The sequence below is a fragment of the Sphingomonas sp. NY01 genome (assembly GCF_038809135.1).
GTDB classification, from domain to species: Bacteria; Pseudomonadota; Alphaproteobacteria; order Sphingomonadales; family Sphingomonadaceae; genus Sphingomonas; species Sphingomonas carotinifaciens.
Genome location: NZ_CP101722.1, coordinates 1,110,720 through 1,124,891, shown reverse-complemented (window position 1 = coordinate 1,124,891; position 14,172 = coordinate 1,110,720). Strand labels below are relative to the sequence as shown.

The 14,172-nt window shown below is 68.6% G+C and carries 11 protein-coding genes; 3 read left to right on the top strand and 8 right to left on the bottom strand.

What is annotated here, in order from left to right:
- Positions 1-69 precede the first annotated feature (69 nt).
- The gene (locus NPJ82_RS05560; protein ID WP_267351769.1) at positions 70-579 is read left to right on the top strand and encodes a hypothetical protein; all 510 of its coding nucleotides are present in this window, start codon (positions 70-72) and stop codon (positions 577-579) included.
- A gap of 2 nt (positions 580-581) precedes the next feature.
- On the opposite strand, the gene NPJ82_RS05555 is transcribed toward NPJ82_RS05560, so the two are convergent.
- Both NPJ82_RS05555 and hemB read right to left on the bottom strand, forming a co-directional pair.
- Entirely contained in the window at positions 582-2,759 is a 2,178-nt protein-coding gene (locus NPJ82_RS05555) for a fused MFS/spermidine synthase (protein WP_342658965.1), read from the bottom strand.
- A gap of 68 nt (positions 2,760-2,827) precedes the next feature.
- Positions 2,828-3,820 carry a porphobilinogen synthase gene (gene hemB, locus NPJ82_RS05550; protein ID WP_112383556.1) on the bottom strand — a complete coding sequence of 331 codons (993 nt, stop codon included), beginning with the start codon at positions 3,818-3,820 and terminating at the stop codon, positions 2,828-2,830.
- 86 nt (positions 3,821-3,906) lie between these two features.
- Between hemB and NPJ82_RS05545 the strand changes: the two genes are divergently transcribed.
- The gene (locus NPJ82_RS05545) at positions 3,907-4,764 is read left to right on the top strand and encodes a diacylglycerol kinase family protein (RefSeq protein ID WP_342658964.1); all 858 of its coding nucleotides are present in this window, start codon (positions 3,907-3,909) and stop codon (positions 4,762-4,764) included.
- Between the two features lie 14 nt (positions 4,765-4,778).
- Here NPJ82_RS05545 and NPJ82_RS05540 read toward each other — a convergent pair whose 3' ends face one another.
- From NPJ82_RS05540 to NPJ82_RS05525, 4 genes are all read right to left on the bottom strand, one after another.
- On the bottom strand, positions 4,779-6,236 hold the full coding sequence (locus NPJ82_RS05540) for an MATE family efflux transporter (RefSeq protein ID WP_342658607.1): 1,458 nt from the start codon (positions 6,234-6,236) through the stop codon (positions 4,779-4,781).
- Positions 6,233-7,117 carry a hypothetical protein gene (locus NPJ82_RS05535; protein WP_342658606.1) on the bottom strand — a complete coding sequence of 295 codons (885 nt, stop codon included), beginning with the start codon at positions 7,115-7,117 and terminating at the stop codon, positions 6,233-6,235. Before NPJ82_RS05535 ends, NPJ82_RS05540 begins: the two co-directional genes overlap by 4 nt.
- Positions 7,118-7,168: 51 nt before the next feature.
- Positions 7,169-9,811 carry an alanine--tRNA ligase gene (gene alaS / locus NPJ82_RS05530; RefSeq protein WP_342658605.1) on the bottom strand — a complete coding sequence of 881 codons (2,643 nt, stop codon included), beginning with the start codon at positions 9,809-9,811 and terminating at the stop codon, positions 7,169-7,171.
- A gap of 147 nt (positions 9,812-9,958) precedes the next feature.
- Positions 9,959-11,251, bottom strand: a complete 1,293-nt coding sequence (locus NPJ82_RS05525) for a Xaa-Pro peptidase family protein (RefSeq protein WP_342658604.1) — start codon at positions 11,249-11,251, stop codon at positions 9,959-9,961.
- A gap of 78 nt (positions 11,252-11,329) precedes the next feature.
- Here NPJ82_RS05525 and NPJ82_RS05520 point away from each other — a divergent pair, with 78 nt between their 5' ends.
- Positions 11,330-12,658 (top strand): dicarboxylate/amino acid:cation symporter, encoded by a 1,329-nt coding sequence (locus tag NPJ82_RS05520; protein ID WP_149681819.1) that lies wholly within the window; start codon positions 11,330-11,332, stop codon positions 12,656-12,658.
- Between the two features lie 6 nt (positions 12,659-12,664).
- Here the strand turns inward: NPJ82_RS05520 and NPJ82_RS05515 are convergent, their stop codons facing one another.
- Positions 12,665-13,288, bottom strand: a complete 624-nt coding sequence (locus tag NPJ82_RS05515) for a glutathione S-transferase family protein (protein ID WP_112383520.1) — start codon at positions 13,286-13,288, stop codon at positions 12,665-12,667.
- Positions 13,285-14,121 (bottom strand): class I SAM-dependent methyltransferase, encoded by an 837-nt coding sequence (locus NPJ82_RS05510; protein ID WP_342658603.1) that lies wholly within the window; start codon positions 14,119-14,121, stop codon positions 13,285-13,287. The genes NPJ82_RS05515 and NPJ82_RS05510 overlap by 4 nt, the downstream gene beginning before the upstream one ends.
- Positions 14,122-14,172 lie beyond the last annotated feature (51 nt).

Sequence of the window (14,172 nt, the reverse complement as noted above, 5' to 3'; positions counted from 1 at the left end):
CTCTTAGAAGCGGGCGGAAACGAACGCAAGAGTGTTGCTCGACTTTCTTCACTTTTCTACGGACGAGGGATGATGCCGTCGCCCCGCCCCCTCGCCCTGGCTTTATCGCTCAGCCTGTCGCTCGCCGCCTGCGCGAAGGACGACACCGTCTATCCCTCGCTGGGCGTGCGCCCGGTCGAGAAACTGGGTTTCGCCGAGCCCGAGGTGAAGCCGGTGGAAATCCGCCCCGATCCGGCGCTCGACGCGCGCATCGCCGAATGGAGCCGCCAGTTGGATACCCTGGCCCGCGACTTCGATACCGAAGCACGGCAGGTCGAGACTCAGGCACGCGCCGCGCGCGGCCAGGCGGTCGGCAGCGAGCCCTGGCTGAACGCGCAGGCGGGATTGGCGCAACTGGACGATCGCCGCGCGCAACTCTCCGCGCTGGTTACCACGATCGACGAGGCCGCGATCGACCGCGCCGCGCAACTGGCGCCCGACTATCCCGCGCTGACCGCGCTCAAGACCCGCGCCGCCGCCGAGGGCACGCGGCAGAGCGCGACGATCGACCGCCTGCAAGCCGGGCTGCCCGCCGCCTGATCCTAGAACCCCCGGATCAGCGGCAGGATGGTCGAATAATCATCGGTCCACACCGGCACATGCCCGGTGTTCGCGATCGGCGCCCAGCCCGGATTGCGGTCGGCCAGCGTGTCGATCACCGCCCGGTCCCGCGAAAGGGCGATCCACAAGGACGCCGATGCATCGGTATCCAGTGTGGAAGGATTGTAGTTCAACTGCATGGCATGCCACCCCCCGCTCTGGGCGGCGGCAGCGACCACGGGTTCGAGGTCGAGAAAGCGGTTGGAGATGTGGACGAGCAGCATGCCGCGGTCGGACAGGACGCGCGCATAGGTTTCGAACGCCTCGCGCGTCATCAGATGCATCGGAATGGCGTCGGACGAGAAGGCGTCGAGCGCGAGCAGGTCAAGGCTGTCGGGTGCGGCCTGCGCCAGGCTGATCCGCGCATCGCCCAGCAGGATCGTCGGCCGCGGCAGGCAGCGCGACAGATAGCTGAACTGCCCGGTATCGCGCGCGATACGGATCACGGCGGGATCGATCTCGTAGAAGCGCCAGCTTTGCCCCGGCCGGGCGTAACAGGCGAGCGTTCCCGTCCCCAGCCCGACCACGCCGATGCGCGCGCCGGCGCCGTACAGGGTCGGCGCCAGCAGCATCGCCTGCCCCACGCCGGAGCCGGGCGCGTAATAGGTCGTCGGCTGCCGCTCGCGCGCCGGCGATCCGCGAAGCTGCACGCCGTGCACGGTGGTGCCGTGATCCAGCTCGCGCCGGTCGGGACGGATATTGACCGTGTAGACGCCGAAATAGCTGCGCGTCCGCGCGCCGGCATCCAGGCTGAGCGCGATGGCGCGGTAACCGCCGAACACGACCAGCGCACTGGCGAGCAGCAGGACATAGCCCGCACGCGCGCCGATCGTCAGCAGCCCGAGCGTCGCCAGCATCAGAAAGGCGATACCGTTCGCCGCCCCGGTCAACCCGTCGGCACGCAGCACCGCCACGTTGATGCCGACGCCCAGGATCAGCGCCAGCCCGATCAGCATGGCACGGCCATGGCGTGCCCATAGCCGGTGGATCGGCGCCGCCAGGAACTGTTGCGGCACCAGCATCCCCGCCGCCAGGATCAGCAGCGGATATTCATAGGTCCAGTCGAACAGCACGGGCGCCAGCAGCCCGGCGAACACCCCGCCCAGCGCCCCGCCCGCCGACATCGCCAGATAGAATCCGGTCAGCCGGTCCGGCGCCGGTCGCGCGCGGAACAATGCGGTGTGCAGCGCCACCGACACCATGAACAGCAACAGCAGCGCGATGCCCGCATTGAAATAAGGCCGCTGGTGATAGCCCGCCATGATGACGCCGCCGAACAGCAGCAGCGTCACCGGCGCGATCCGCGTGACCATTTCGGCGGCGCCGCGCCGCGCGGCGAAGGCGATGGTGAAGCTGAGCAGGTAGAGCCCCAATGGCAGCACCCACAACAGCGGCATCGCGACGATGTCGGTGGTGATATAGGTGGAGGTCGCGAGCATCAGGCCCGAGGGGACCAGCGACAGCGCGATCCAGTAGGCGATGCGTCGCGGCGTGGCCGGCGGCGTGACCGCATGTTGCGCCTCCGTCACCGCGCGCGGCGGCAGGCGCAGCGCACAGGCGGCGACGAGCAGCACCAGCGCGCCGTAGCCGATCGTCCAGACCAGGCTCTGCCCCTTCAGCGCCAGCGAAGGTTCCACCAGCAGCGGATAGGCGATCAGCCCGCCGAAACTGCCGAGATTGGACGCGGCATAAAGCGCATAAGGGTCCCGCCCGCCGCTTGCCGCGGCGAACCAGCGCTGGATCAGCGGCGCCTGCGCCGACACGGCGAAGAACAGCGGCCCGATCGACAGGCCGAGCAGCCACGGCACCCACACGGCGGGATCGGCATCGGCCGGCGGATCGCCCGCGACCAGCCCGATCGGCAGCCACAAGGCCGCGATCGCCAGCAGTCCCAGATGAATGCCCGCCTGCACCCGCGGCCGGAACCGCGCCAGCCCGTGCGCATAGGCATAGCCGCCCAGCAACAGCGCCTGATAGACCAGCATCGCCGAGTTCCACACGGCGGGTGCCCCGCCCAGCCGGGGCAGCGCCATGCGCGCCACCATCGGCTGGACCAGGAACAGCAGGAACGATCCCGCCAGGATCGTCGCCACGAACAGCGCGTGCACCGGCCGTGACATGGCGGTGGTCATGGGGGCGGGACCCGCGGCGCCGTCCGCCACCGACACGCCCGCCACAGGCGCCTCGCTCACGCGCCGAGCAGCCGCGCGGCATGCGCCGCATGATAGGTCAGCACGCCCGAACACCCGGCACGCTTGAATGCCATCAGCGTCTCCAGCACCAGCGCGTCGCGGTCCATCGCGCCGACGGCGGCCGCCGCCTCGATCATCGCATATTCGCCCGACACCTGATAGGCGAAGACCGGCACCTGGAACTCGGACTTCACCCGCAGGATGATGTCCAGATAGGGCAGGCCCGGCTTCACCATCACGCTGTCCGCGCCCTCGCCCAGGTCCAGCGCCACCTCGCGCAGTGCCTCCTCGGCATTGGCGGGGTCCATCTGGTAGGTCTTCTTGTCACCCTTCAGCAGCCCGCGGCTGCCCACCGCATCGCGGAACGGGCCATAGAAGACGCTGGCATATTTGGCGGCGTAGGACATGATCTGGACATTGTGGAAGCCCTCGGCCTCCAGCGCGCCGCGGATCAGGCCGATGCGGCCGTCCATCATGTCGGACGGCGCGATGATGTCGGACCCGGCACGCGCCTGGGTCAGCGCCTGCTGCACCAGCGCGTCCGCCGTCCTGTCGTTCTCCACATAGCCTGCGGCATCGACCAGCCCGTCATGACCATGCGTGGTATAGGGATCGAGCGCGACATCGGTCAGCAGGCCGATCTCGGGCACCGCATCCTTGATCGCGCGGATGGCGCGGCACATCAGATTGTCGGGGTTCAGCGCCTCCTCGCCCGCATCCGAACGCAGCTCCGGCGGCGTGTTGGGAAACAGCGCCAGGCACGGAATGCCCAGGTCCCGCGCCTCGCGCGCCCGCGCCACGATGCCGTCCAGCGACCAGCGGGACACGCCCGGCAGGCTGGCGACGGGCTCCTCCACCCCCTGCCCTTGCGTGATGAACAACGGCCAGATCAGGTCGGCCGGGGTCAGGACGGTTTCGGCATGGAGCCGGCGGCTCCACCCCGAGGCGCGCGTACGGCGCAGGCGAAGCGCAGGATAGGCGGCGGTCATCGTCATGCTTTGCGGGATCGCGGAGCACTTGCCAAGCGTTGCGCGCCCGAAAGGAATTGGTCTTGAGGGAAATCCGGTCGGCCGCGATGGTCGTCAATGCCAAGTCCCGCAAGGGGCAGAAGCTGTTCAAGCGTGCCTGTCAGGCGATGTCCGGCCTGCCTTATCAGGTAGATGCCCGCGCGGTGGACGACCCCAAGAACCTGGAACGGGTGGTCAGGGACGTATTGTCGGTCAAGCCCGACCTGCTGATCCTGGGCGGCGGCGACGGTACGATCAGCGGGCTGGTCGACCTGATGGTCGGGCATGACGTGATCCTGGGCGTGCTGCCGCTCGGCACCGCGAACAGCTTTGCCCGTTCGCTGAACATCCCGCTGACGGTCGACGGCGCGATCGACGTGATCCGGAACGGCGCGCCCAGGCGGATCGATCTGGGCATGATCGACAAGGATTACTACGCCAATTGCGCGGCGATGGGCATCAGCCCCAAGATCGCCGAGACGGTGCCGCACAATCTGAAAAAGGTGTTCGGCCGCGTCGGCTATCTCGGCTGGGCGGCGTACCAGTTCATGCGGTTCCGACCGTTCACCCTGATCGTCGGCGAAGGCGCCAGTGCGGAACGGCTGCGCGTGGTGGAGGTGCGCATCTCCAACGGGCCGTATCATGGCGGCACCGAACTGGTGGAATCGGCCTCGGTCGATTCGGGCGAGATCGTCGTGCAGGCGGTGTGCGGCCATGTGAAACGCCGCCTGATCGCCAACTGGACGGCCAGCATCTTCCGCAGCGAGGCACGCAAGGAAGAGGTGCGCGAGTTCCGGGCCAAGTCCCTGCGCATCGACACCGAACCGCGCCTGCCGATCTCCATCGACGGCGAGGTGCTCGCCCGTACCCCCGTCACCGCCAGGGTCGCCCCCGGCATCATCGAGGTGATGGCACCGCGCGACTGACGGCGGGCGCCCGGCTACCCGACCGGCATCTTCTTGGCGGTCGGTTCCTCGCAGGCCATGGCCTGTTCCTCGGCCTCGGGTGGTGCGAGCGGCCTGCCCTTTTTCCAGTTGCCGTGCCGGTAATAGCCGATGGTCATCACCATCGACGCCAGCGAGCCCGCCGGAAAACTCCACCAGATCGCATCCGCCCCCCAGGCGGGGGTCAGCGCATAGGCCAGGCCGAGGCGCACCGGGAACAACGCCACCGCCAGGATGACGAGCGGCGCCACCACCGCGCCGTTCGCGCGCATCGTGGCGGACAGCACGATCGATACGCCGAACAGGATGAAGCTGGCCGATCCGATCAGGTTGATCCGCGTCGCCGCCCCCACCGCATCGCCGTCGCTGCCCAGGAACAGCCACAGCACGTGCCGGTCGGCGGCCGCGACCGCCGCGACCAGGCCGCCGGTGAGGATCAGGTTCAGGATCACGCCGGACCGGTTGACCCGCTCCACCCGGTCCCAGCGGCCGGCACCGATATTCTGCGCCACCATCGCGCTGACCGCGCCGCCCACCGCCATCGCGGGCATCTGGATATAGGTCCATAGCTGGCTGGCCGCGCCGTAAGCGGCGGTGATCGTCGTTCCTTGGCGATTGACCAGCCCGATCATCGCCAGCGCCGATCCGGTCGCGACCAGCATCTGCAACCCCATGGGTATTCCCTTGGTGACGAGCGGCTTCAACAGCGCAGGGTCCGGCCGCAGATAGCGCCACTCGGACCGCCGCAGCCGCACCACCAGATCGCGGCGATAGACGAAGACCAGCATCGAGGCGAAGGACAGCGTGTTGGCGATCACCGTGGCAAGCGCCGAGCCGGTGATGCCGAGTTCCGGAAACGGCCCGACCCCGACGATCAGCAGCGGGTTCAACCCGGCATCCAGCACCGCGCCGAGCGCAAGGAACTTCAACGGGGTGATCGCATCGCCGGTGCCGCGCAGCGCCATGCTGACCAGTACCGACAGGAACCCGGTGGGCATCGAGACGAAGATGACCCGCAGATAGGCCAGCGCCAGCGGATAGGCCTCCGCCGGCGTGCCGAGCGTGGTCAGGATCGCGGGCGCCGCCAGCCACCCGACGACCGCGACCAGCGTCGACAGCACCGCGAACAGCCCCAGCGTGGTGCCGAACACGCGGCGCACCCCCTCGATATCGCCGCGCCCGGCGGCCTGCCCGATCATGATCGTCGCCGCCATGCCGAAGCCGAACACCGCCGACACCAGCAGGAACAGCACCAGATTGGCGTTCGTCGTCGCCGCCAGCGCGCGTTCGCCTAGAAACTGGCCGATCCACACCGCATTGATCGATCCGTTGATCGACTGCAGGATGCTGGAGCCGAGCGTCGGCAGCGCGAACAGCAGCAGCGAGCGGCCGATCGGCCCGCTCGTCAGGTCGCGCTGTCCCGGGCGGGCGCCGGGTCGGCCGGTTGCATTCAAGGGCCTGCGTCCTCCTTGATCATTTCCTCCCCGATCGCGCGCGCCATGCCCCCGATCTGGAAGCCGGGGAGCTGATTGGGCGCGCCGCTATAGACACCGCGCAGATAGCCGCGGTCGAAGGCGGTCATCTCGACCGGCGCCACCACGCCTTCGTCGAACAGCGACAGGATCGTTGCGGCATCCCCTTTGCGCCGCGGCTTCGTCTCGGCAAAGGCGCGCATCGCGGCATAGTCGGCGATCTGCGTCACCAGCTTGCCCGCCACCGCCTTGCGCTCGATGATGACGACGGAGGACAGCATGTCCTGCCGGATCGGCAGAGCGGTGCGCGTCGCGGTCGACACCTTCAGTTGCGGCACGTCGCCCGGAAAATCGACCGCCATCCGGTCCCCATCGCGCGAGCGGGTTTCCACCGCGCTCCACGCATAGACCGGCCCCGGCTCCTTCAACAGCGCCTTGACCTCGTAATAGGACAGGCTGCGCATCAGGCCGGAGGTGCGCTTGGCGATCCGCTCCACCCCGGCATGGCTGTCGTCGATGAACAGCACCAGCACGTTGGGACTGCATGTCGCCTTGCCGTTCATCGGCACGCGGGCCGCTTCGGCCACCTGCACCATCCGGTCCAGGATCGCGGCTCCGGTATCGGCACCAAGGCCCATCGTGCCCAGGCAGACGGGCTCGATGAACCGCGCCAGCGGCTTGTCGAAGCCGGGATGACCGGTCACGCCATCGACCTGCCGGCGCAGTTCGGCCTTGTCGGGCGCACGCCGGCCGGTGACGACCAGTTCGTCGCTCTTCGGCGGTGCCGGCGCATTCGGGGGCGCGGTTTGCGCCACCGCTCCCGCCGCCCACAGGCCGATCAATCCCAACGTCCAGTGCCGCATCCCACCTTCTTCCCGAAAGGCGTCCGCGGACCTGCGGACGTCAGGCCATCCTCACCCCGCCAGCGCCTCCCGCACGGCATCCAGCGCCTCGGCGGCCTTGGCGCCGTCCGGCCCGCCGCCCTGCGCCATGTCGGGCCGGCCACCGCCGCCCTGCCCGCCCAGCGCCGCCACGGCCCGGCGCAGCAGATCCACCGCGTTGAGGCGACCGACGACATCGTCGGTCACACCGACCGCCACCGATGCGCGGCCATCGTTCACCGCGACCATCACCGCCACGCCGGAGCCCAGCCGCTGCTTGGCCTCGTCCACCGCGCCGCGCAGCCCCTTGGCCTCGAACCCGTCGAGCACCTGTCCGATGAACGCCACGTCGCCGATCTGCTCGGGGCCGACCGGGCCCGCGGCACCGCCACCCATCGCCAGCGCCTTCTTCGCCTCGGCCAGTTCGCGCTCCAGCCGGCGCCGCTCCTCGATCAGCGCGGCGACGCGCGCGGGCACATCGTCGGGCGCCGTCTTCAGCGCGGTCGCCGCCTCACGCAGCTTTTCGTCGCGCGCCGACAGATAGCTGCGCGCCGCCTCGCCGGTCAGCGCCTCGACACGGCGCACGCCGCTCGACACCGCGCCCTCCGACACGATCTTGAACAGCCCGATCTCGCCCAGCGCGCCGACATGCGTGCCGCCGCACAGTTCGATGGAATAGGTGCCGTCGGCATCCTCGCCCATCGACACGACGCGAACCTCGTCGCCATATTTCTCGCCGAACAGCGCCATCGCGCCCATCGCGATCGCATCGTCCGGGGTCATCAGCCGGGTGGTCACCGATCCGTTGCCACGCACCTGCGCATTGACCGCCGCCTCGACGACCGCGATGTCCTCGGCGCCCACCGCGACCGGCTGCGAAAAGTCGAAGCGCAGCCGTTCAGGGGCGACCAGCGAACCCTTTTGCGCGACATGGCTGCCCAGCCGCTCGCGCAGCGCCTCGTGCAACAGGTGCGTCGCGGAATGGTTGGCGCGGATCTGCGCACGGCGTGCGACATCGATCGCCAACTTGACGGGATCGCCGACCTTGATCTCGCCCGCCTCGACCTGGGCGTGATGCACGAACACCCGGCCAAGCTGCTTAGAGGTATCGGTAACCGCGGCGCGCAGGCCGGCATCGTTGGAGATGGTGCCGGCATCACCCACCTGCCCGCCGCTCTCGCCATAAAAGGGGGTCTGGTTGACGACGATCGCCACCGTATCGCCGGTGCCGGCACGATCGACGCGCGCGCCGTCCTTGATCAGCGCCAGCACCTCGCCCTCGCCCGTGTCGGAGGCATAGCCCAGAAACTCGGTCGACCCGGTTTCCTCGGCGATGTCGAACCACAGGTCGTCCGACGCCTTGGCGCCCGATCCCTTCCATGCGGCGCGCGCGGCACGCTTCTGCTCGGCCATCGCCGCATCGAAACCGGCGCGGTCGACCGACAGCCCCTGCGCGCGCAACGCATCCTCGGTCAGGTCATAGGGAAAGCCATAGGTGTCGTAGAGCTTGAACGCGGTCTCGCCGGCCAGCGTCGCGCCCTCGTCCATGCCCGCGGTCGCCTCGTCGAGCAGCTTCAGCCCCTTGTCCAGCGTCTGGCGGAACCGGGTCTCCTCCTGCCGCAGCGTCGCCTCGATCAGCGGCTGTGCACGGAACAGTTCCGGGTACGCCGCGCCCATTTCGGTGATGAGCGCGGGCACCAGCCGGTGCATGAGCGGCTCCTTGGCGCCCAGCAGGTGCGCATGGCGCATCGCGCGGCGCATGATCCGGCGCAGCACATAGCCGCGCCCCTCATTGGCGGGCAGCACGCCGTCCGCGACCAAGAAGCCTGCCGAGCGCAGATGGTCGGCGATGACGCGGTGGCTCGCCATCTGCGCACCTTCCGCCCTGGTATGGGTCAGGTCGCACGACGCCGCGATCAGCGCCTTGAACGTGTCGGTGTCGTAATTGTCGTGCACGCCCTGCAACACGGCCGCGACACGCTCCAGCCCCATACCCGTGTCGATTGACTTCTTGGGCAGTTCGCCGATGATCTCGTTGGCTTCCTGCTCATATTGCATGAAGACGAGGTTCCAGATCTCGACGAAGCGGTCGCCATCCTCCTCCGGGCTGCCGGGAGGGCCGCCATAGATATGCTCGCCGTGATCGTAGAAGATTTCCGAACACGGTCCGCACGGCCCGTTCTCGCCCATCACCCAGAAATTGTCCTTGGTGGGGATGCGGATGATCTTGTGATCGGGAAGCCCCGCGATCTTCTTCCACAGGTCGAACGCCTCGTCGTCGGTGTGGTAGACGGTGGCGGTCAGCTTCTCGGCGGGAATACCCCAGACCTTGGTCAGCAGCGTCCAGGCATGGGTGATCGCCTGTTCCTTGAAATAATCGCCGAACGAGAAATTGCCCAGCATCTCAAAGAAGGTGTGGTGCCGGGCGGTGTAGCCGACATTGTCCAGATCGTTATGCTTGCCACCGGCGCGGACGCATTTCTGCGAACTGGTCGCGGTCGAATAAGGCCGCGATTCCAGGCCGGTGAACACGTTCTTGAACGGCACCATGCCCGCATTGACGAACATCAGCGTCGGGTCGTTCTGCGGCACGAGCGGTGCGGACGGCACGATCTGGTGCCCCTGTTCACCGAAATAGTCGAGAAAGCCGCGGCGGATGTCGTTGGTCGAGGTCATGGGACAGCGGCTTAGAGGCTGTTTGAAAACGTGCCAAGGCACGTTTTGCGGTGCCCGTCGGGACGCGCCCGTGCCCTTGGCGACGGGCCCCTTCCCTCTCCCACCGGGAGAGGGGGGAGCGGCAAAGCCGCGCAAGGGTGAGGGCGATCAGCGCGGCGCGTTCGCCGGCGGCAAACGGTGCCCGCCCAGCGGCTGGTCCAGGTCGTGTGGTGGCTGGCTGAACCAGCGCGGCCCCGCCTCGGTCATGTAGAAGCAATCCTCCAGCCGGACCCCGAACTTGCCCGGCAGGTACAGCCCCGGCTCGTCCGAAAAACACATGCCCGGCGCCAGCGGCGTCGCCTCTCCGCGCACCAGGTTGACCGGTTCGTGCCCGTCCATGCCGATGCCGTGCCCCGTCCGGTGCGACAGGCCCGGCAGCTTGTAATCCGGGCCGTAACCCAGTTTCGCGTAAAAGCGCCGCACCGCGTCGTCGACCTGCCCGGCGGCCAGGCCCACTTTGGCGGTCGCAAAGGCCAGTTGCTGCGCCTGTGCCACCTGTTCCCACACGGTGCGCTGCGCCTTGCTGGCGGTGCCGTGCACCCAGGTGCGCGACACGTCCGACTGATAACCCTGCACGGTACAGCCGCAATCCATCAGCACCACCTGCCCCTCACCCACCCGGTGGACCTGTTTCGATCCGTGAGGGTAGGCCGATGCCTCGCCGACCAGCACCAGGCTGAACTCCGGACTGCCGCCCAGCGCGCGCGTCGCGGCGTTCATCAGGGCCGCGATGTCCAGCCCGGTCATCCCCGCCTCGACGCGCGGAAAGACGAAGCGATACGCCGCCATCGTCACGTCCGTCGCCATCTGCATCAGCGCGATCTCGGCCGGCGTCTTCACCATCCGGCACCCGCGCACCACCGGATTGGCGGACACCAGCTTCGCCTCCGGCAGCGCGCGTGCCAGCCCGTCGAACGCGAAGAAGCGCGCCGTTTCCTCAATCCCGATCGTGCCCGCCGCCAGCTTGCGGTCGCGCAAGTAACCGGCGACCACCGCCAGCGGGTCCTGATCCTCCTGCCACACCCGCACCTCCGCCGGCACGCCCAGCGTTTCGCGGACCGACGGCTCTTCGAAGAACGGCGTGACGATGCACGGCGGCCCCTCCACCGGCAGCACCGCCGCGGTCAGCCGCTCGCTCCGCCCCCAGCGGACGCCGGTGAAATAGACCAGCGACGATCCCGGCTCGATCAACACCGCGCCGATCCCGTTCGCGCGCATCAATCCTTGCGCCCGCGCCAGCCGCGCGGCACGCTCCGCCGCATCGATCGGCCTGGCCCTGACCGTCATGTCGCGCAGCGTCGACAGGTCGGTGTCGGCCGCGCGCACCAGCCCCGGTCGGGCGAGCAGCGGCAGGGTGGCGGCACCGGCGATCAGCGTCCGGCGGGAAAGAACAGCGGGCATGGCCCAAGCGATACGGTTCTTGACCGCAGCCCCGCAATCCCCTTGGTAGCGGGCCTGTATTTCCGGGGAGCGTGTATCTTGGCGAAGCGGTTGACGCGGTTCATCCTTCTGGGGCTGGTTCTCGGCCTCGTCGTCGGCTGGGCGATCAATGCGGGACTGTCGGACGGGACACCGGCCTCGGCCGCGCGGCTGAAGGCGATCGCCGGCTGGTTCTCGGTGCTGACCACGATCTTCCTGCACCTTATCAAGATGATCATCGCGCCGCTCGTCTTCGGCACGCTGGTGGTCGGCATCGCGCATATGGGCGACACCGGCGCGCTCGGCCGCGTCGGGCTGAAGTCGCTCTTGTGGTTCGTCAGCGCCAGCCTGTTGTCGCTGACCCTGGGGCTCATCCTCGTCAACCTGCTGCAACCCGGCGTCGGGCTCAACCTGCCGCTCCCCCCCGCCGGCCAGGGCAGCGGCCTCGACAAGACCGCGTTCGATGCCGCCAAGGTCATCACCCACATCTTCCCGACCTCGATCATCGACGCGATGGCGACCAACGACATCCTCCAGATCGTCGTCTTCTCCGTCTTCGCCGGCGTCGCCATCACCGCGGTGGGCGAGCGTGCCGCGCCGCTGGTGAAGGCGGCCGAGGCGCTGGTCGCGGTCATGCTCCAGATCACCGACTATGTGATGCGCTTCGCCCCCGTCGCGGTGTTCGCGGCGGTGGCGGCGACCCTGGTCGAACAGGGGCCCGGCGTGATCGGCCGCCTCGCCTATTTCATGGGTTCGGTCTATGTCGGCCTTGCGGTGCTGTGGGCGGTGCTGATCGGCATCGCCTTCCTTCTCGTCGGCCCGCGCATCCGCCTGCTGCTGCGCTATGTCCGCGACCCGGCGCTCCTCGCCTTCTCCACCGCCTCTTCCGAGGCTGCCTTCCCCCGCACCCTGGAGGCGCTCGACCGGTTCGGCGTACCGCCGCGCATCGCCAGTTTCGTGCTGCCGCTCGGCTATTCGTTCAATCTCGACGGTTCGATGATGTACATGACCTTCGCGTCCTTGTTCATCGCGCAGGCCTACGGCATCGACCTGACGCTCGGCACGCAGATCGCGATGCTGCTGACATTGATGATCACGTCCAAGGGGATAGCGGGCGTACCGCGTGCCAGCCTGGTGGTGATCGCCGCCACGCTGGCGCAGTTCGACCTGCCCGAGGCCGGACTCCTCCTCGTCCTCGCCATCGACCACTTCCTCGACATGGGCCGCTCCGCCACCAACGTCCTCGGCAACGCCATCGCCGCCACCGTGGTGTCGAAGTGGGAGGGCGGGCTCGATCCGTTGGAGCCCGCCGAGATCGAACCGCTGCACGCGCCATCCGGCCACGGCCCCGCCAAGGACGTCGACAGCTTTCGCGATATCGGTCGCTAGAGCCGGTCAGGCGAAGGTGTAGGGGCCGCCCTTCGCCAGCGCCGCCTGATAGGCGGGCCGGGCATGGATCTTGTCCAACCACGCCATCGTCGCCGGGCGGCTTTCGTTCAGGCCGCCACGCTTGCGCGCCGCTTCCAGCGGAAAGCTCATCATGATGTCTGCCGCCGTCATCTGGTCGCCGGCGAACCACGGGCGTCGCGCCAGCTCCGCCTCCACATAGTCCAGATGCCGGTCCAGCATCGGCTGCACCCGCTTGATCGCGGCCTTGCCCATCAGTGGAATACGCCCGAGCACCAGCAGCAGGAGCAGCGGCGGCATCAGCGAGCCTTCCGCATAGTGCAGCCAGAAGCGATAGCGCAGCGCCGCCTCGCGGTGCGACGGCGCGCCCAGTCGCCCGTCCGCCTTTTCCACCAGATATTCGGCGATCGCCCCGGTTTCCGCCACCACCGCGCCGTCATCCTGGATCACCGGCGACTTGCCCAGCGGATGCACCGCGCGCAATTCACGCGGCGCCAGCATCGTCTTGGGGTCCCGCTCGTACCGCTTCACCTCATAGGGCAGCCCCAGTTCCTCCAGCATCCACAGGATGCGTTGCGAGCGGCTGTTTTCCAGATGATGGACGACGATCATGCGGCCTCCCCTGCTGTCGCGGTCCAGATCCAGATGGCCGCGGTGAAATCGATCGCCCCGTCCACGACGCGCGGATGGAGCAGGGAGCGCAAACGCGCTTCCAGCGCATAACGCTCCGCCGGGGCCGCATTGGCAAGCGGCGTCGCCGCCGGCCCGATCCGCGCGAAGAAGCCGAGTGCGTCCTCCACCGCATCGTCTCCGCCGCCGACGCGGTAGGCGACGTCATGTGCCGCCGCGCGGATGTCCGCCCATCCGGCCCGGCCAAGCATGTCCTGCGTAAACGCGCGATCGGCCAACCCGAACGGGCCGGGCGCATAGCCAGCGGGCAGGGCCGGCCCACCGCCCACCGCTGCGTCGAGCGCCACCGCCCAGTCATTCTCGGCCCGCGCCCGGAAGCAAGAAAAGACCAGCGGCGCGCCCGGCCGCATCGCCGCGCGCATGCGGGCAAAGGCCATGGCCGGATCGTCGAAGAACATCACGCCGTGACGCGATACGATCATGTCGAGCGGCGCCAGCGTCGGCAGGACCGCCAGCGCGTCGCCCTGAACAAAGGCGACATTGCCATGTCCCTCACCACGTTCCCGAGCCGTGCCGAGCAGATCGGGCGAAAGGTCGATCCCGGTGACCCGCAGATCCGGTCGTGCCGCGGCGAGCGCCAGCGTCGTGCTGCCCGCGCCGCAGCCGATATCGACGGCATCGCCGCTTTGTGGCGCAACCGCCGCGATCGCCGCATCCAGCCGCTCGGCCACGCCCGCCAGCGCGCGATCGGTACGGCGCCATTCCTGTGCCCATACCCGACCCACACGGGACTGCCATTCGGATCGTCCGGTCATGCGCTCCATTCTCCTGGTCGGCGATAAAGGCCGCGGCCCCTCCGTCTCCGA

What these genes read in the sequence shown, in the direction of transcription:
- NPJ82_RS05560 (WP_267351769.1), top strand. Translation starts at nt 70, where the DNA reads ATGATGCCGTCGCCCCGCCCCCTCGCCCTGGCTTTATCGCTCAGCCTG.
- NPJ82_RS05555 (WP_342658965.1), bottom strand. Translation starts at nt 2,759, where the DNA reads ATGTCACGGCCGGTGCACGCGCTGTTCGTGGCGACGATCCTGGCGGGA.
- hemB (WP_112383556.1), bottom strand. Translation starts at nt 3,820, where the DNA reads ATGACCGCCGCCTATCCTGCGCTTCGCCTGCGCCGTACGCGCGCCTCG.
- NPJ82_RS05545 (WP_342658964.1), top strand. Translation starts at nt 3,907, where the DNA reads ATGGTCGTCAATGCCAAGTCCCGCAAGGGGCAGAAGCTGTTCAAGCGT.
- NPJ82_RS05535 (WP_342658606.1), bottom strand. Translation starts at nt 7,117, where the DNA reads ATGCGGCACTGGACGTTGGGATTGATCGGCCTGTGGGCGGCGGGAGCG.
- alaS (WP_342658605.1), bottom strand. Translation starts at nt 9,811, where the DNA reads ATGACCTCGACCAACGACATCCGCCGCGGCTTTCTCGACTATTTCGGT.
- NPJ82_RS05525 (WP_342658604.1), bottom strand. Translation starts at nt 11,251, where the DNA reads ATGCCCGCTGTTCTTTCCCGCCGGACGCTGATCGCCGGTGCCGCCACC.
- NPJ82_RS05515 (WP_112383520.1), bottom strand. Translation starts at nt 13,288, where the DNA reads ATGATCGTCGTCCATCATCTGGAAAACAGCCGCTCGCAACGCATCCTG.
- NPJ82_RS05510 (WP_342658603.1), bottom strand. Translation starts at nt 14,121, where the DNA reads ATGACCGGACGATCCGAATGGCAGTCCCGTGTGGGTCGGGTATGGGCA.